18 protein-coding genes are annotated in these 16,679 nt (G+C 63.5%); 12 read left to right on the forward strand and 6 right to left on the reverse strand.

Going from position 1 to position 16,679, the window contains the following annotated elements:
- Both EOB59_RS36285 and EOB59_RS14435 read right to left on the reverse strand, forming a co-directional pair.
- Positions 1–194: LacI family DNA-binding transcriptional regulator (locus tag EOB59_RS36285; RefSeq protein ID WP_245486627.1), on the reverse strand; the 194-nt coding region annotated here is incomplete at its 3' end.
- Positions 195–371: 177 nt separating this feature from the next.
- Entirely contained in the window at positions 372–1,601 is a 1,230-nt protein-coding gene (locus EOB59_RS14435) for an MFS transporter (protein ID WP_127809937.1), read from the reverse strand.
- Between the two features lie 171 nt (positions 1,602–1,772).
- Between EOB59_RS14435 and EOB59_RS14440 the strand changes: the two genes are divergently transcribed.
- Complete coding sequence (locus EOB59_RS14440) at positions 1,773–2,063, forward strand: DUF3175 domain-containing protein (RefSeq protein WP_127270870.1); 291 nt, start codon at positions 1,773–1,775, stop codon at positions 2,061–2,063.
- Between the two features lie 12 nt (positions 2,064–2,075).
- Here EOB59_RS14440 and EOB59_RS14445 read toward each other — a convergent pair whose 3' ends face one another.
- Both EOB59_RS14445 and EOB59_RS14450 read right to left on the reverse strand, forming a co-directional pair.
- Positions 2,076–2,852, reverse strand: coding sequence for a FadR/GntR family transcriptional regulator (locus EOB59_RS14445; RefSeq protein ID WP_023813240.1), 777 nt, complete (start codon positions 2,850–2,852; stop codon positions 2,076–2,078).
- A gap of 268 nt (positions 2,853–3,120) precedes the next feature.
- Positions 3,121–4,017 carry an NAD(P)-dependent oxidoreductase gene (locus EOB59_RS14450; protein ID WP_128288631.1) on the reverse strand — a complete coding sequence of 299 codons (897 nt, stop codon included), beginning with the start codon at positions 4,015–4,017 and terminating at the stop codon, positions 3,121–3,123.
- A gap of 118 nt (positions 4,018–4,135) precedes the next feature.
- Here EOB59_RS14450 and EOB59_RS14455 point away from each other — a divergent pair, with 118 nt between their 5' ends.
- Entirely contained in the window at positions 4,136–5,074 is a 939-nt protein-coding gene (locus EOB59_RS14455; RefSeq protein WP_127331723.1) for an NAD(P)-dependent oxidoreductase, read from the forward strand.
- A gap of 24 nt (positions 5,075–5,098) precedes the next feature.
- Here the strand turns inward: EOB59_RS14455 and EOB59_RS14460 are convergent, their stop codons facing one another.
- A complete protein-coding gene (locus EOB59_RS14460; protein ID WP_127396613.1) occupies positions 5,099–5,881 on the reverse strand; it encodes a FadR/GntR family transcriptional regulator in 783 nt (260 codons plus the stop codon).
- A gap of 198 nt (positions 5,882–6,079) precedes the next feature.
- Entirely contained in the window at positions 6,080–7,069 is a 990-nt protein-coding gene (locus tag EOB59_RS14465; protein ID WP_127396614.1) for a sugar-binding protein, read from the reverse strand.
- Positions 7,070–7,532: 463 nt separating this feature from the next.
- Here EOB59_RS14465 and EOB59_RS14470 point away from each other — a divergent pair, with 463 nt between their 5' ends.
- The 10 genes from EOB59_RS14470 (at position 7,533) to EOB59_RS14515 (ending at position 16,373) form a co-directional block, all read left to right on the forward strand.
- Positions 7,533–8,273, forward strand: coding sequence for an ATP-binding cassette domain-containing protein (locus EOB59_RS14470; protein WP_013530854.1), 741 nt, complete (start codon positions 7,533–7,535; stop codon positions 8,271–8,273).
- A 41-nt stretch (positions 8,274–8,314) separates the two neighbouring features.
- A complete protein-coding gene (locus EOB59_RS14475; RefSeq protein ID WP_127266789.1) occupies positions 8,315–9,313 on the forward strand; it encodes an ABC transporter permease in 999 nt (332 codons plus the stop codon).
- 87 nt (positions 9,314–9,400) lie between these two features.
- Positions 9,401–10,168: an SDR family oxidoreductase gene (locus tag EOB59_RS14480; RefSeq protein ID WP_127809935.1), complete on the forward strand. Its 768-nt coding sequence runs from the start codon at positions 9,401–9,403 to the stop codon at positions 10,166–10,168.
- Positions 10,169–10,343: 175 nt separating this feature from the next.
- On the forward strand, positions 10,344–11,171 hold the full coding sequence (locus tag EOB59_RS14485) for an AraC family transcriptional regulator (RefSeq protein ID WP_128288632.1): 828 nt from the start codon (positions 10,344–10,346) through the stop codon (positions 11,169–11,171).
- A 130-nt stretch (positions 11,172–11,301) separates the two neighbouring features.
- A complete protein-coding gene (locus EOB59_RS14490; RefSeq protein ID WP_127321791.1) occupies positions 11,302–11,745 on the forward strand; it encodes an SRPBCC family protein in 444 nt (147 codons plus the stop codon).
- 13 nt (positions 11,746–11,758) lie between these two features.
- Positions 11,759–12,553 carry an FAD binding domain-containing protein gene (locus tag EOB59_RS14495; RefSeq protein WP_128288633.1) on the forward strand — a complete coding sequence of 265 codons (795 nt, stop codon included), beginning with the start codon at positions 11,759–11,761 and terminating at the stop codon, positions 12,551–12,553.
- A gap of 60 nt (positions 12,554–12,613) precedes the next feature.
- Positions 12,614–13,096: a (2Fe-2S)-binding protein gene (locus tag EOB59_RS14500; protein ID WP_127397969.1), complete on the forward strand. Its 483-nt coding sequence runs from the start codon at positions 12,614–12,616 to the stop codon at positions 13,094–13,096.
- 13 nt (positions 13,097–13,109) lie between these two features.
- Positions 13,110–14,477, forward strand: coding sequence for a xanthine dehydrogenase family protein molybdopterin-binding subunit (locus EOB59_RS37195; RefSeq protein WP_127397971.1), 1,368 nt, complete (start codon positions 13,110–13,112; stop codon positions 14,475–14,477).
- Position 14,478: 1 nt separating this feature from the next.
- Positions 14,479–15,483, forward strand: coding sequence for a molybdopterin cofactor-binding domain-containing protein (locus tag EOB59_RS37200; RefSeq protein ID WP_128288634.1), 1,005 nt, complete (start codon positions 14,479–14,481; stop codon positions 15,481–15,483).
- An 8-nt stretch (positions 15,484–15,491) separates the two neighbouring features.
- The gene (locus tag EOB59_RS14515; RefSeq protein WP_128288635.1) at positions 15,492–16,373 is read left to right on the forward strand and encodes a MoxR family ATPase; all 882 of its coding nucleotides are present in this window, start codon (positions 15,492–15,494) and stop codon (positions 16,371–16,373) included.
- Positions 16,374–16,679 lie beyond the last annotated feature (306 nt).

A 16,679-nucleotide genomic window follows, 5' to 3' on the forward strand; every position in this document is an offset into this window, starting at 1 on the left:
AGCGCCCGCGCATTCGGGTCCGGCACGTAGCCCAGTTCGTCGACAGCGGCCTGGATCTGGCGGCGCAATTCTTCGGAGACACGCTCCGGCTCGCGCAAGGCGCGCGACACGGTAATGGCGCCGACGCCGGCCTTGCGCGCGACATCCGCGATGGTCGGGCGGCCGCCGCCCCGGCGCGAGCGCGGCTTGGTCAAGGACGCACTCCTGGCGACTGGCTTGTGCAGCCAAGCGCCTTTAGAACCATATTCAGGGTCTTTGCCACCGTCGTCATGCCAAACCGGCCTGTTGCCGCACCCATTCGCCTTCCGGCGTCGCGCAGCCTTGGGTGGTTGTCAAGCCGCGCAGCTCCCGGACCATTGGGCACGGTGAGCTCACGCCATCACGGCTGTGCTGCGCCGTGCCTTCCAGAACAGCAGCCCGATCGCCACCAGGTTCAGCAAATTCCACGCGATGCCGTTGAGGAATGCGGCGGCGTAGGAACCGGTCAAATCGTAGATCCAGCCCGACATCCAGCCGCCGATCGCCATGCCGAAGATGGTCGCCATCATGACGATACCGATACGCTGGCCGGCCTCGTTGGCCGGCATGTAATCGCGCACGATGATCGCGTAGCAAGGCACGATGCCGCCCTGCGACAGGCCGAACACCAGCGACACCACATAGAGCGAGGCAAGCCCGTCGAACGGGATATAGAACAGGAGCGACAGACACTGCAGCACCGAGCCGATCATCAATGTCCACACAGCGCCGATACGGTCGGCGAGAAAGCCGGACGCCAGCCGGCTGACGACGCCGCCTGCCATCATGATCGACAGCATGTCGGCGCCATGCGCCACGCCGTAGCCGAGATCCATGCAATAGGCGACGATATGCACTTGCGGCATCGACATCGCCACGCAGCAGCCGAGCCCGGCGACGACCAGCAGCACCTGCAAGGCCGCCGGCGACAGCGAGATCGGCTGCACCGACCGGCTTCCGGGCGAACCCGCGACGGCCGCCGCCGGGGCACCGCGCCGCAGCATCAGCACCAGCGGCACCATTGTCACCAGGCAGAAGATGCCGATTGCCGCATAGGTGAAGCGCCAGCCTTCCGCCTTCATCAGCGTCGGCATGATGGTCGGCCACAACGCCCCGGCAAGGTAATTGCCGGCCGCCGCCGCCGTGACCGCGACACCGCGACGACGGTTGAACCAGTGCGAGATATCGGCGATCAGCGGCCCGAAGATCACCGACGTGCCGACACCGATCAGCACTCCTTGGGCAAGCGTGAATTGCAGGATCGAGGTGGACAGCGCCGCGAGCAGCAGGCCGGCGGAAAGCGCAATCGAAGAGAGCAGCGCCGGGATCCAGTAACCCATCCGGTCGATGGCGCGGCCGACCAGCACGTTGCCGGCGGCGAAACCGACCATGGTCGCGGTGTAAGGCATGGACGCCGCGGCGCGGTCGACGCCGAACTCGGCCTGCACCGCGGGCAGCACGACGACGACAGCCCACATGCCCACGGCGCCGATCGTCGCCAGCAGCATCGAGATGGCAAGCCGCATCCAGGCATAGGAGCTGTCGATGCCGGGGCCGGGCTGGATGCTGTCGGTTCGGGTCAAGGCGTTTCCTGTCGGCGGTCTCGGAGATCGGCTGCCGTTTGCGCCACTATCGGCGCATTCTCAGGCCGCAGCAGCGCCACAGCGGGCAAATCCGTGGCTCCAGAGCCAGGCCGGAACCGATGCCGATGTGCAGAGTTTTCACGGCAACCCACCCTGCAAAGGAGTCCAGCGATGACCGCCACCAGGAAAAAATGGTCGGCCGAGGTGACCGAGCACAGCAACGCAATGGATCTTGAGGATCACGTCTTCGAATCCGACGACGCCAGGAAGATCGCCGGCTCGCTGAAACGATCCGCCGAACACAGCCACAGGCGCAAGGCCGAGCCTTTCCAATCCGCCATGTCGATGCTGAATTTTTACATCAACCGCGCCGGCAAGAACTTGCCTGCCGCGCGCAAAAAAGTGCTTGAGGACGCCAAGGACGAACTGCGCAGCGCCTTCGGACGTGACAAGGATGATTAGCGGCGGCCGGCCCTACCGGGCGCGGATGACGCCGTCTGTGTTGGCGAGCAGTTTGCGCACTGCATTGCGCGCGGCGTCGGGGCGCTGTAGGCGGATGTTCTTCTCGATCGCCTCGTGCAGCTTCTGCGCGTGGTTGAGATCGTCGATCTCCCGCGTCGTATAGGCAAAGAGGTGATCGAACGCGGATTCGATCAGTACGCCGAGCGGCACCAGAAGGTCGTTGCCCGAAGCCCGCAGGATGGCAAGATGGAAGCGCGTGTCGGCGCGGGTCCGCTCCTGCAGGCTCGTCGCCTCTCCCATCTCCCGGCAGGCCAGGCTGATCTCAGCCATCTGCTCGTCGGTTCTTCGCATGGCGGCAAAGGCGGTCGCTTCCGGCTCGATGATGTGGCGGAATTCCTGCACCGTCTTGAGGAACACTTCGCGGTCCGGCGACGTCGCGTACCAGGCAAGCACATCGCGATCGAGCAGGTTCCAGCGTTCCTTCGGCTCGACCCAGCTGCCGATCTTGGGGCGTGAGGCCAAAAGGCTCTTGGCCATCAGCATCTTGATGGCTTCGCGCACCGCCGAGCGGCTGACGCTGAAGGTCTCCGACCATTTCGCTTCATTGGGCAGGATAGTGCCGGGCGGATAGTCGCCGCGCACGATCCTGAGGCCGATTTCGCTGGCCAGCGAGGCGTGGACGCTGGAGCCTGGAATACGCGCGGCGTCCGCGCGGCGAACGCCGCCCGGACGGTCCCCGGAGGCCGCTTTCCCCAACGATTTTTCCTTGTTCGGCTTCGCGTCCCGCATGGGTTCCAGAAAGTCCGTATTAAGCAGGCTGTCAAGCGCGGCAAGCGGCTTGCACCGCAAAGCCGCCCGCTGTGCACAGATCAGCCCCGGTCCGCCGCTTGATTGGCATGTCGATATTCAAGTCAGGCCGAGCCGAGAATGATGGATTTCGAGAACCGGAGCGCAGCGTACTTTTGGGTACGTGAGCACAGTTCTACCGCAACGCGGTAGAACGGGAAGCGCAGAAAGCCGTCATTCGCAGGCCGGCATCACCTGAATGTCGACATGCCTAGGCCTGTTTGACGTATTTGCGCCAACTATGCTCCGGGCGGAAGCCCAGCACGTCGCGCGCCTTGCGGTTGGAGAGCAGCGTCTCGTATTCGCCGAGCTCGGCCTTGACCGGCACGCCGGGGTAGAACCGCTTCAGGAGTTCGGCGGTCGGCAGGTCGGACGAGGTGTCGTCATTGGCCGCGTTGAACACCTGATAGCCGAGCCCGTCCTTCTCGATGGCGCGCAGCGTGATCTGGCCGAGGTCGCGCGCGTCGACATAGCTCCAGGCGATGCGCTTGCGGAAACCCGGATCGGCGAACCATTTCGGAAACAGCGAATATTCGTGCGGCTCGATGACGTTGCCGATGCGCAGGGCGTAGATGTCGGTGCCGTTGCGTTGCGCAAAGGCCCGCGCCGTTTTCTCGTTGACGACCTTGGACAAAGCATAGCTGTCCATCGGATCGACATCATACTCCTCGTCGAGAGGGAAATATTTGGGATCGCGCGGCTCGTTGGCGAACACAAGCCCATAGGTCGTCTCGCTGGAGGCGATGATAATTTTGCGGATACCGAGCTTCACCGCCGCCTCGATGACATTGTAGGTGCCGAGCGCATTGATGCGAAACACCTCGTTGTCGGTGGTGATCATGATGCGCGGGATGGCAGCGAAATGCACCACCGCATCGACCGGCTGCGGGCGCAGCGAGGGGTCGAATTCATGCAGGCCCATATAGCTCGACAGTGCGTTGAACACCTGCCCGCTGTCGGTGATGTCGGTGATCAGCGTGCGCACCTTGGGATTGTCGAGCGGCTTGGTGTCGATGTTGAGCACCTGGCAGCCTTGCTCGACCAGATATTGGACGACATGGCGTCCGGCCTTGCCGCTGCCGCCGGTGAACATGATCCGCTTCGTCATTTTGCTCTCCACATCCTCAGGAATTTATGTGTATTGTCAGACAATATCGCCATCCGCAACCACCTCGCCTGCAAAACGGCAGCGCCTGACATCAATCATTGCAACAGGACTTGAAGACATGAACACGACTGCCGCGAGCGAAAAGATCGGCTTCATCGGGCTTGGCCTTATGGGCCACGGGATCGCCAAGAACATCGTCGACAAGGGCTACAGCCTGACCTTCCTCGGCCGCAAGAACCGCAAACCGGCGGAAGACCTGCTTGGCCGCGGCGCCACGGAAGCATCGACCTCGCGCGATGTGGCGGCGGCATCTGATATCGTCTTCATCTGCGTCACCGGTTCGCGCGAGGTCGAAGCCATCATTCGCGGCCCCGGCGGCCTCAAGGAGGGCTTGAAAAAGGGCTCGGTCGTCGTCGACTGCTCGACCTCCGATCCGGTCTCGACGGTGGCGCTGGCAGCGGAACTCAAGGCGCTCGGAATCGATTTTGTCGACGCGCCGCTCAGCCGCACGCCGAAGGAAGCCTGGGAAGGCACGCTCGACGCCATGGTCGGCGCGCCGGACGCCCTCTTTGCCAGGGTGAAGCCGGTGATCGAAACCTGGGCCGGCCGCATCGTCCATATCGGCGACACCGGCGACGGCCATCGCATGAAGCTGCTCAACAATTTCATCTCGCTCGGCTACGCCGCGATCTATTCCGAGGCGCTGGCGCTGGCTGAGAAGGTCGGCATCTCGCCGCCGCGCTTCGACAGCGTCATTCGCAATGGCCGCATGGATTGCGGCTTCTACCAGACCTTCATGCGCTGGACGCTGGAAGGTGACCGCGACGCGCACAAATTCACCATCGCCAATGCCTTCAAGGACCTGACCTATCTGGAATCGATGGCGGGTGCGGCCGGTATTGCCAATCCGCTCGGCAACGCCACCAAGAACTCCTTCGCCGGTGCCCATGCAACCGGGCCGGCCGAGCAATTCGTGCCGATGCTGGCTACGCATATCGCTGGGGTGAACGGTGTCGACCTGATGCCGATGAAGGATGGCAAGAAGCAGACCATTTGACCGATTACCCAACCCTGGCGCCGGTCACCGCCTCCACCGCCCTATCCCATCGTCGGTATCTGCAAGCAGCTTGTGCACGGCGTTGCGCGCGGCGGCTGGGCGCTGCAGGCGGATGTTCTTTTCGATCGCCTCATGCAGCTTCTGCGCCTGGCGCTGATCGGCGACCTGCTGTGTCGTGAATGCGAAGAGATGGTCGAGGGCCGACTCGATCAGCACGCCGAGCGGCACCAGGAGGTCGTTGCCGGAGGCGCGCAGGATGGCCAGATGAAAGCGCGTATCGGCGCGGATACGCTCCTGCAGGCTCAAGGCCTCGCCCATCTCGCGGCAGGCCTGGCTGATTTCCGCCATTTGCTCGTCGCTGCGCCGTATGGCGGCAAAGGCCGACGCTTCCGGTTCGATGATATGACGAAACTCCTGCACGGTTCGCAGGAACGCCTCGCGGTCGGGCGCCGTCGCGTACCAGGCCAGCACGTCGCGATCGAGCAGGTTCCAGCGCTCCTTCGGCTCGACCCAGCTGCCGATCTTGGGGCGTGAGGCCAGCAGGCTTTTCGCCATCAGCATCTTGATGGCTTCGCGCACCGCCGAACGGCTGACATTGAAGATCTCGGCCCATCTGGACTCGTTGGGCAGGATGGTGCCGGGCGGATAGTCGCCACGCACGATCCGCAGGCCAATCTCGCCGGCCAGCGAGACATGGACGCTCGCTCCCGCAAAATGCGCGGCACCGGCCTTGCGCATGACAGCCGGGCCGTGGCTGGCTTGTGCCTTGGCCCGGTCGGTTTGCTTGCTTGACTTCTCGTCCGGCATCCACGTTCCAATGCGTCGACCGTCTGTCGTCCGGATTGAGCCGAACCGCACGGGCGCCGATCTCGTTGCCGAAAAATCCAGATCACGGGCACGGCAAAGCCGGAGCCGGTTGCCCCAACCATTGCGTCCGTTCGGGAATTATCGCTTCCGTTCAGGAATGACGGGGCGCCCGCAACCGGGCGCCCCGAAATCGAGAACCTACTTCTGGATGCAGGTGTCGACCGTATCCTTGGTGCACTCGTCGAGGCCGGTGAACACCGGATCGGCGACTGCCTTGCCTTCGATCAGGTCGATCATCACCGACGGTGCCTTGTAACCCATTTCGAACGGCCGCTGACCGACCAGAGCCGTCACGAGGCCGTCACGAGCGATCGCCACTTCGTCGCCGATCGTGTCGGCGGCGCCGATGACGAAGTCGTTGCTGGCGATCCGGTCCTTGAGCGGCCCGAACAGATCGCGATAGGGCTGCGGCGCGCCGAACAGCGGCCAGCCGCCCATGATGCCGAAGGCGTCCAGCTTGGGGTTGGCGGCGAGGATGTCGGTCATCGCTTGTACGCCCTTGGCGCCGTCGTCATTGGTGAACACCGGGCAGCCGGCGACTTCGGTCCAGCCACCTTCACCGGCAAGTGCGGCAAGGCCTTCCTTGCCCGACAGTGCGTCACGCATGCCTTGCGCACGGCGCAGGATGTTGTCGGCTGCCGGGTTGCCTTCGATGGTGCAGATCGTGCCACCATTCGGCTTGCCCTTCTTGATGTACTCGCCGATCTTCTTGCCCATCAGGTAATTGTCGGTACCGAGATAGGTCTTGCGAAGACCTGCGTCTTCCTTGCTGAGATCGGCATCGACCGTCATGATCGGGATCGTCGGATTGGCGCTCTTGATCGTCTGCGCGATCAGCGGCGCATTGGACGGCGAGATGGCCATCGCCACCGTGTCGGCCTTGCTCAGCATGTCCTGGACGATCTGCGCCTCGCCGGCCTCGTCCGAAGTCGACGCCGGACCGGTGTAGAAGCATTCATACTCCGAGCTGGCGTTTTCCTTGTTCCATTTCTCGCAGCCCTGGTGGATGGCCTCGAAGAACGGATTGTCGAGACCTTTCACGACAATGACGAGCTGTTTCTTGGCCAAAGCCGGCCCGGCACCCAACGCCATTGCGGCGACGGCGGCGAGCAAAAGTGTCTTCCTCATGTCAGTCCTCCCTTGAAACAAACGGACACGGCGTGCCCGCCATACAGATCGACCGGATGCGTGATGACCGAGGGTCGTTTCGAGCGCTCGTGTCGCCAGGACAGATCGATAAGCATTTCCAGATTCGGCTTCAGATCAGCTCACACACAGGTGCCGCCGGATGCTGGGCCGTCAAACCTCCGCCGATTCCGGCCGGCGAACCGCCAGCGGGGATCGACATAATCTCCTCCGACGCTTAGCTAATATCGGCTTGGCGCCAACGTCAATGGTATTTGTCCTACAAAACGGATTTTTAAAATAGTCCTGGCCCAATTCGTCCGACAATTGATTGACGTGCGCCGGCTTTTGCGTAAAAGAACGCTAACGCCGACTTCGGGAGGAGCCGGGGAGAGCGAGGCCTAAGCAGCGTCGGCATCCATGCCGGGAACAGCAGCAGGTCGCAATCAAGGGGAGGCAAAGGCTGGTGGCGGTTCTCGAACTCACCAACATCTCAAGGCATTTCGGCGCCATCCAGGCTGTCAACGACGTTTCGCTGTCGATCGAGCCCGGACAGGTGGTCGGCCTCATGGGCGACAACGGCGCCGGCAAGTCGACGCTGGTCAAGATGATCGCCGGCAATTTCCGCCCGAGCCATGGCACCATGCACATGGACGGCAAGGAATTGATCCTGCACAAGCCGGCGGAAGCCCGCCAGCACGGCATCGAGATCGTCCACCAGGACCTTGCGCTTTGCAACAATCTGACCGCCGCCGCCAATGTCTATCTCGGCCGCGAGCTGCGGCGCGGCGTCGGGCCCTTCCGCATCCTCGACTATGCCTCGATGTACAAGCGCGCCGGCCAGCTCTTCGCCGAATTGAAGTCCGAAACCCGTCCGCGCGATCTCGTCAAGCAGATGTCGGGTGGCCAGCGCCAGGCGGTTGCCATCGCCCGCACCATGCTGTCGCAGGCCAAGATCGTGCTGATGGACGAACCGACGGCGGCGATCTCAGTGCGCCAGGTCGCCGAAGTGCTGAACCTGATCCGCCATTTGCGCGATCAGGGCATCGCCGTCGTGCTGATCAGCCACCGAATGCCTGACGTCTTCACCGTCGCCGACCGCGTCATCGTCATGCGGCGCGGCCGCAAGGTCGCCGACAAGACGATTGCGTCGAGCTCGCCCGAGGAAGTCACCGGGCTGATCACCGGCGCCATCGAACAGGTTTGATTTCAGCGAATTTCACCACGCACAGCAGATGAAGGTCGACGATGGCACTGACAATTGACCAGCCGATCGAACACAAGCAGCAATCCTTGGCCGCGAGAGTGTTTGCCAGCCAGACCTTCTGGGTGGTGATCGCCGTTATCCTCGCCTGCGTGTTCCTGTCGTTTGCCACCGACGCCTTCGCCACCTCGAAGAACCTCTACAACATCACCCGCAACATCACCTTCGTCGCCATCATCGCGCTCGGCATGACCTTCGTCATCATCACCGGCGGCATCGACCTGTCGGTTGGCTCGGTACTATGCCTGTCGTCAATGGTGCTGGCCGTCACCATGCATGCCGGCTACTCGATCGAGGTCGGCATCCTGGCCTCCATTGCCACCGCGCTCGCCATTGGCGCCTTTAACGGCGTGCTGATCGCCTATCTCGGCTTTCCACCCTTTGTGGTGACGCTCGGCATGTTGTCGATCGCCCGCAGCCTCGCCATGGTCGCCTCCAACAACACCGTCGTCTTCCAGTTCGGGCCGGACCACGCCAAGCTTCTGTCATTGGGCGGCGGCGCCTGGGTGTTCGGCATCGCCAATCCAGTGCTTTACATGATCCTTCTGGCGCTGATCACCGGCTTCATCCTGCGCTGGACGAAGTTCGGCCGCCACATCTTCGCCATTGGCGGCAACGAGCACGCGGCAACGCTGACCGGCGTTCCGGTGCGCCAGATCAAGGTTGCCGTCTACATGATCTCGGCGCTGTCCGCCGGCATTGCCGGCATCATCCAGACCGGCTGGCTGGGCGCCGTCACCACCAATCTCGGCACCGGCATGGAGCTGCAGGTAATCGCCGCAACCGTTATCGGCGGCGCCAATCTGGCTGGCGGCGTCGGCACCGCCTTTGGCGCCATCGTCGGTGCGGCCCTGATCGAGGTGATCCGCAACAGTCTCGGCCTGCTCGGCATCAATGCCTTCTGGCAAGGCGTGTTCATCGGCGGCGCCATTCTGCTGGCGGTGCTGTTCGACCGCATCCGCAATTTCCGCCGCAGTGACTAGAACCATGATCCCGAAAAGTGGAAACCGGTTTTCTCGGACAAACGGAACCGTTTGTCCGGAGATCATGGTCAAACAAAAGACGGTTTGATGGCCAACTCCCTGTTCAGCCTCGAGGGGCGGCTGGCGCTGGTGACTGGCTCCGGCCAGGGCATCGGCTTCGCGCTGGCTCGGGGCATGGCTGAACATGGGGCAAGCGTGGTGCTGAACGGCCGCGACGCCGCCAGGATCGGCGGTGCCGTCGAAAAGCTGCGCAATGCCGGCTTCAAGGTGCACGCCTCGACCTTCGACGTCACCGATTTTCAGGCGGTCAACGAGGACATTGCCCGCATCGAGGCCGAGATCGGCGCCATCGACATCCTCATCAACAATGCCGGCGTGCAGTTCCGCGCCCCGCTCGAGGACTTTCCCGAGGAGCAATGGGAGCGCCTGTTCAAGACCAATGTGTCGGGCGCCTTCCATGTCGGCAAGGCGGTCGCCCGCCACATGATCCCGCGCGGCAAGGGCAAGATCATCAACATCGGCTCGGTGCAGAGCGAACTGGCAAGGCCGAACATCGCACCATACACCGCGACCAAGGGCGCGATCCGCAACCTGACAAGGGGTATGTGCGCCGACTGGGCCAAACACGGCCTGCAGATCAATGCGATCGCGCCCGGCTATTTCCGCACCGAGATGAACCAGGCGCTGGTCGACAATCCGGAATTTTCCGCCTGGCTGGAAAAGCGCACGCCCGCCGGACGCTGGGGCGCTGTCGACGAGCTGATCGGCGCCGCCGTGTTCCTTGCGTCCGACGCATCGTCTTTCGTCAACGGCCATACACTGTATGTCGATGGCGGCATGACGGCTTCGGTTTGAGGGGCGTTCTTCCCTTGTGGGAGGAGAGGAAACCTATCGCTCAGTCTGAAAATCCTGCCGCATCGGCCGTCATTCGCCCTCGCCGCCCCCGCGCGTCTTGACGCGGCCCCGAACTCAGCCGCACAATCCCTGTTGCAGACGAAGGGAGGCCAGTCGTCTGCGGGAGGATATACCCATGACGGAAGCGATCAGGCTCTACTGGGGCCGGTTCGGACATGTATCTATCCTGAATGTCGCAAGCGACTTCGTCACCCATGCCCATGTCGAGGCCCATCTGATCATCTGGCTGGAAGGTACGGCCGGCGAAATGACCATCGGCCGCGAGACCGTCCGGCTTGGACCTGGAACGGCCGCCGGCATCAACTCCTTCCAGCCGCACAGCCATGTTCTGTCGCAAAACGGGACGCCCGGTCTGTTTCTCGCCTTCTACATCGATCCCGACTGGGCGCGGCGCCGCCGCGACCTGCCTCCGTCGGCACCGCTGTTTTCACAAGCCGCGATCACGCTGGAACCGTGGCTGCATCAGGCCGCCGCCAATCTGCTCGACCACCTCAGCGACAATGAGAGCGTCGACGATATCGCCAACTACGAGATCGAGCGTTTCATCGATAGCGTGCTCGACGCCGCCGACACCTCGGCGCCGCAGGAGGCCCGTGTCCGCATCAACACCATGCAGGATTTCCGTGTCCGCAAGGCAATCCAGCTGATGAAGGCCAATGTCTGCGAGCGCATCTGCTTCGACGACGTGGCGCGCAGCGTCGGCCTGTCGCGACCGCATTTCTTCGCTTTGTTCAAGGAACAGACCAATCTGACGCCCAATGTCTACTGGAACACGCTGCGCATGGAGGAAGCGGTGCGGCAGCTGCAATGGTCGCGGGAGCCGCTGATCTCGGTCGCCTGCAATCTCGGCTTCACCACGCAGGGCAATTTCTCGCGTTTTTTCCGCGACCATGTCGGCGTGCCGCCGACGCTCTACCGCGAGGCCGCGCGGGCGATTGCCTGAGCGTGTCCTCGTTTAGTCAAGGTCGACTGTTTTTCAGACTCCTTGATACACGCTCAAGACGCATTGATAAGCGCCGCTGAAATGGCCGCCCTACCCTTGCACCGGATCGCTTTTGCAAGGGAACATTTGAATGGCCAAAGTCACCATATCCAGCGTCATCGACGCGCCGGTCGAAAAGGTCTGGGCGCGCATACGCGACTTCAACGGGCTGCCGGGCTGGCATCCGCGCATGGTGGAGAGCCACATTGAAGACGGCAAGGATGCCACCACGATCGGCTGCGTGCGCAATTTCCAGCTCGCCAGCGGCGCCCGCCTGCGCGAAAAGTTGCTCGACTTCTCCGATCAGAATTTCCTGGTCAGCTACTCCATCCTCGAGACGCCGCAACCGCTGACCAATCACAAGGCGACCCTGCAGCTGCGGCGTGTGACCGATGGCGACCGCACCTACGCCGAATGGACCGCCAGCTTCGACGCCGCGCCCGAGGAGGCAGACAAGCTGGCCGAGGGCATGGGCGCGAATGTCTTTCAGGGCGGCTTCAACGCCCTGAAAAGCCATTTCGCCGGCCAGAGCTGACAGGAGCCAAACCATGGCGCTGGCACTGCAGACCTTTGCAACGGTGAAAGACGCGAACGCGGCACTGAAAGCCCAGGGAACACGCTATCTCGGCGGCGGCACGCTGGTCGTCCGCGCGGCCAATGAAGGCGATGTTTCGGTTTCCGGCCTTGTCAGGTCGACCGAGCCGTCTTTGTCCACCATCGCTGTTGCCGGCGGCAAAGTCCGCATCGGCGCTTCGGTGACGATGGCGGCGATCGCCAGCCATCCGGAGCTCAGCGCACTCACCAAGGCCGCCCGCGCCGTCGGTGGCCCGGCAATCCGCAACATGGCGACCGTCGGCGGCAATCTGTTTGCCCCGGCTCCCTATGGCGATTTCGCCGTTGCCCTGCTGGCGCTCGACGCCATTGTCAGCACCGACGGCGGCGAAACGCCGATCGAGACTTTTCTGGCCAATCGGGACGGCAGTCGCGCCATCGTCACTTCCGTAAGCTTCACGCTTCCTCCACAAGGCGGTTTTCGCTTCCTGAAAGTGTCCAGGGTGAAGCCGAAGGGCGTCTCGGTGCTCAGCATCGCCGCTGTTTTCCAACAGGTGTCTGACGGCACCGTCTCTTCGGCGCGGATCGCGCTCGGCTGTATGGCCGACCGACCATTGCGTGCCAGAGCGGCGGAAAAGGCGCTGATCGGCAGAAAGCTCACCAAGGACGGCATCGCGCCGGCACTGGCGGCGGCAGGTGACGGCATCGCGCCGATCACGGATCCTATCGCCAGCGCCTGGTATCGCGCTGAAGTGCTGCCGGTTCATCTCGGCCGGCTGCTGCTCACATAACATTTCGTTCGGGGGCGCGCGTCTGTCCGATGCTTCGGGCAGGCACGCTGGGAGGAAAACATGGCAAAGGTTCCGGTTCAATTCACACTCAACGGTTCTGAAAAGGCCGAATTCATCGACAGCGGCACAACGTTGCTGCACGCCTTGCGCGACAAGATCGGCGACACCTCGCCGAAAGGCGGCTGCCATCAAGGCACCTGCGGCGCTTGTTCAGTCATCATAGACGGCGAACTCAGGCTCTCCTGCCTGACGCTGGCCGAGACCTGCAATGGGGCGGCCATCAGCACGACATCAGGGCTTTCGGAAAGCGGCGTCCTGCACCCGCTGCAGCGCGCCTTCCTCGACACGTTCGCCACGCAATGCGGCTTCTGCACGCCGGGCATGATCATGGCCGCCAAGGTGCTGCTCGACCATACGCCCAACCCCAGCCGCGACGAAGTGGTCGAGGCGCTGTCGGGCAACATCTGCCGCTGCACCGGCTACGAGCCGATCATCCAGGCGGTGCTGACTGCCGCCCGCGCCAATTCGCAGAACGCGGCCTGAGGGGTCCAAAAGAATGGAACTGCGCAAGAATTACTTCGCCGATGTCCGCAAAGATGATCTGCACGAGATCGGCCAACCTCGGCCGCGCTCCGATTCACCCGGCCATGTCACCGGCAAGACCGCCTTTTTCGCCGACCGCAATTTCCCCGGCATGCTGCACCTGAAGATGGTGCGCAGCCCGCATCACCATGCCCGCATCCGCTCGATCGACACCTCCGAGGCGGAAAAACATCCAGGTGTGGTGAAAATTCTGACCGCCAAGGACGTGCCGCACAATGTCTACACCATCCTGATCCTGATCCAGGTCGGGCCGGAGGACGAGACGGTGCTTGCCGACGGCAAGGTGCGCTGGAAGGGCGAGGCCGTGGTGGCGGTGCTGGCCGAAACCGAGCGCGCGGCGCAAGAGGCGGCCGCCAAGGTCAAGGTCGACTATGAGGTGCTGCCGGCCGTCTTCGATATGGAAGAGGCGCTGAAGCCCGGCGCGCCGCTGGTCAACGAATATCACGGCCAGAATTATTATCTCTACGACAGCGGCGAGTGCCGCAAGGTGCGCTTCGGCGACGTCGAGGCGGGCTTCGCCGGCGCCGACCACATATTGGAGGAGAGCTACCAGTCCTCGCCCATCGAACATGCGCCGACCGAGACCACCGGCTGCGTGGTGGCACCCGAGGGCAATGACCGCTTCACCTGCTACACCAACACGCAGGCGATGTTCTTCACGCTCGACAACACCTCGATCATCCTGCAGATGCCGGGCAGCAAACTGCATTTCGTCGGCGGCACCGTCGGCGGCGGTTTTGGCGGCAAAGTCGACGTCATCGTCGAGCCGGTCGCCATCCTCGGTGCAAAATTAACCGGACGACCAGTCTGTTTTATCTACAGCCGCGAAGAGGAGATGCAGATATCGTCACCGCGCGCGGCCGAAAAGGTCGTCATCAAGGACGGCGTCATGAAGGACGGCCGCATCGTCGCGCGCAAGGTCACTGGCTACACCGATGCCGGCGCCTATTCGCGCCACTCGCCCTATGGCGCGCAGAAGGGCGCGGGGCACTATCCCGGCCCCTACACCATCCCGAACGTCTGGATCGATACCTACTGCGTCTACACCAACCGCACGCCCTCCTCCGCCATGCGCGGCTTCGGCGTCACCATCGGCGATTTCGCGCTGGAGGTGCAGATGGACAAGCTGGCGCGGCTGATCGGCATGGACCCGCTCGAATTCCGCTTCATCAACGCCTATCGCGACGGCGATATGAAAGCGCACCGCCAGCCGACCGAGGGCGCGGCGCTGATCGAATGCATGCAGGAAGCCTCGCGCGCCGCCAACTGGCCGGTGGCGGAGAAATACATGGCGATGTCATCCTACGTGAAGGGAGCTTGAGATGGCGATCAGGCGCGGACGCGGCGTTGCCGCCATCAACTATCCCACAGGCATGAACCTCGGCGGCGACCCGACGCAGGCGCTGGTGCATTCGACGCCGACCGGCAATTTCATGGTGACGCTATCATCGGTCGATCTCGGCCAGGGCATGAAGCAGATCATGGCGCAGATCTGCGCCGAGGCGATCGGCGTGCCGACCGACCGTGTCGTCGTCGACACCGCCGACACCGACACCGGCCCGCACTGCATGGGCACCTTCGCCTCGCGCGGCACCCACCGCGCCGGCAACGCCGTCATCCAGGCGGCAAGGGAAGCCCGCCAGGTGATGCTGGAAGTGGCGGCCGAGGAGCTGGAGGTCAACGCCTCCGACCTCGAGACCGACGGCCAGGGCAACATCCTGGTCAAGGGCGCACCGCAAAAATCGATCTCGATCTTCGATGTCGCGCTGTCGGCGCATTTCAAGCGAGGCCGCTCGATCTCGGGCCGCGGCATGTTCCTGATCCCGCGCTCCTACCCCGAGAAAGAAACCGGCGCGATGAAGCCGTCGACCTGTTATGCCCATGCCTGCACGGTGGCCGAGGTCGAGGTCGACGACGAGACCGGCGAGGTGACCGTGCTGACAGTCAAGAACGTCTTCGAGATCGGCCGCGCGCTCAACCCAAAGATGGTCGAACAGCAGCTGGTCGGCGGCTCCTGGATGGGCATCAGCCATGCGCTCTATGAGACGACCGAGCCCTATTATCCCAACCGCGACCATGGCGGCACCGACTTCAACCAGTATCTGATGCCCGGCCCCGGCGACCTCGCCGAGACCGAGATCATCGTGCTGGAGCGTCCCTCGGCGGACGGACCTTATGGCGCCAAGGGGCCTGGCGAAATGTGCGCCAATCCGCAGATCCCGGCGGTCGCCAATGCCGTCTTCGACGCCGTCGGCGTGCGCATCGACACGCTGCCGATCACGCCGGAGCGCATCCTGCGCGCGCTGAAGGCGCAAGCGGCGAACTGAGGGCCGAAATGACCGGGACAAGCGCCGAGACATCAGCGACCTCGCCGGAGGCGGTGGCGCAGCATCTGGCCGCCTCGCGCTATCTGGCGGATGAGAGCCTTTCGACGGCCATCTTCCTGGCAATCCGGCTGGGCAAGCCGCTGCTGCTCGAAGGCGCGCCGGGCGTCGGCAAGACGGAAGCGGCCAAAGCGATCGCCGAGCTGCTCGGCCGCGATCTGGTGCGGCTGCAATGTTATGAAGGCATCGACGCCGCGCACGCGCTCTACGAATGGAACTACCAGCGCCAACTGCTTGCCATCCGCCATGCCGGCGAGCATGAGATCGACATCTACGACGACCGTTTCCTGATCGCACGACCGCTGCTGCAGGTGCTGAAGGCGCCCGAGCAGCGCGTGCTGCTGGTCGACGAGATCGACCGCTCGGACCACGAATTCGAAGCGCTGCTTTTGGAATTCCTCTCCGACTTCCAGATCAGCATTCCCGAGCGCGGCACCATCCGCGCCGCCGCACAGCCGATCGTCATCCTGACCTCGAACCGCACCCGCGAGCTCGCCGAAGCGCTGCGCCGCCGCTGCGTCTATCACTGGATCGGCTATCCCGGCGCCGAGCGCGAGGCCGCCATCATCATGCTGCGCGCCGGCAATGTGGCTGAAGCAACGGCGCGCGCCGTGGCGACAGCCGTGCAGACCATTCGCGCCCGGCCGCTGGCCAAGCCGCCCGGCATCGCCGAGGCCGTCGAATGGGCCAATGCCGCCACCATCCTGGAGAAAGGCGGCAGCCCGTGGCCGGAAGCCTTCCGCCGCGCCATCGGCGTGCTGATCAAGGACGAGGAAGACCTTTCCTACATCGCACCGGAGCTTGGCCGGATCGTCGAGGAGGCGCTGGCGTGACGCGGGAGGTCATTTTGCAATGCGGGCGGGAGAGCGCCCCCCTCTGCCCTGCCGGGCATCTCCCCCTCAAGGGGGGAGATCGGATGTCATCCCCGCTTTCGCTAATCGCTGACGTCGCCGAACAGAGCGAAGCGTCGAACCTGCCAATCTCCCCCCTTGAGGGGGAGATGTCCGGCAGGACAGAGGGGGGCGCCACGCAATGATGCGGGAAACAAGCTTGCCCCGCGCCGCCGTACCCCTCCTCGGCTTCGGTCGGCTGCTGCGCCGCTACGGCTTCGCCATAGCCCCCGAGCAGGTCTCCTGTTT

The organism is Mesorhizobium sp. M7A.F.Ca.MR.176.00.0.0 (assembly GCF_004023165.1).
GTDB lineage: Bacteria > Pseudomonadota > Alphaproteobacteria > Rhizobiales > Rhizobiaceae > Mesorhizobium.

Coding starts and splice junctions, on each gene's coding strand:
- EOB59_RS14440 (WP_127270870.1), top strand. CDS start 1,773: ATGACCGCCACCAGGAAAAAATGGTCGGCCGAGGTGACCGAGCACAGC.
- EOB59_RS14445 (WP_023813240.1), bottom strand. CDS start 2,852: ATGCGGGACGCGAAGCCGAACAAGGAAAAATCGTTGGGGAAAGCGGCC.
- EOB59_RS14450 (WP_128288631.1), bottom strand. CDS start 4,017: ATGACGAAGCGGATCATGTTCACCGGCGGCAGCGGCAAGGCCGGACGC.
- EOB59_RS14455 (WP_127331723.1), top strand. CDS start 4,136: ATGAACACGACTGCCGCGAGCGAAAAGATCGGCTTCATCGGGCTTGGC.
- EOB59_RS14460 (WP_127396613.1), bottom strand. CDS start 5,881: ATGCCGGACGAGAAGTCAAGCAAGCAAACCGACCGGGCCAAGGCACAA.
- EOB59_RS14465 (WP_127396614.1), bottom strand. CDS start 7,069: ATGAGGAAGACACTTTTGCTCGCCGCCGTCGCCGCAATGGCGTTGGGT.
- EOB59_RS14475 (WP_127266789.1), top strand. CDS start 8,315: ATGGCACTGACAATTGACCAGCCGATCGAACACAAGCAGCAATCCTTG.
- EOB59_RS14480 (WP_127809935.1), top strand. CDS start 9,401: ATGGCCAACTCCCTGTTCAGCCTCGAGGGGCGGCTGGCGCTGGTGACT.
- EOB59_RS14485 (WP_128288632.1), top strand. CDS start 10,344: ATGACGGAAGCGATCAGGCTCTACTGGGGCCGGTTCGGACATGTATCT.
- EOB59_RS14490 (WP_127321791.1), top strand. CDS start 11,302: ATGGCCAAAGTCACCATATCCAGCGTCATCGACGCGCCGGTCGAAAAG.
- EOB59_RS14495 (WP_128288633.1), top strand. CDS start 11,759: ATGGCGCTGGCACTGCAGACCTTTGCAACGGTGAAAGACGCGAACGCG.
- EOB59_RS14500 (WP_127397969.1), top strand. CDS start 12,614: ATGGCAAAGGTTCCGGTTCAATTCACACTCAACGGTTCTGAAAAGGCC.
- EOB59_RS37195 (WP_127397971.1), top strand. CDS start 13,110: ATGGAACTGCGCAAGAATTACTTCGCCGATGTCCGCAAAGATGATCTG.
- EOB59_RS37200 (WP_128288634.1), top strand. CDS start 14,479: ATGGCGATCAGGCGCGGACGCGGCGTTGCCGCCATCAACTATCCCACA.
- EOB59_RS14515 (WP_128288635.1), top strand. CDS start 15,492: ATGACCGGGACAAGCGCCGAGACATCAGCGACCTCGCCGGAGGCGGTG.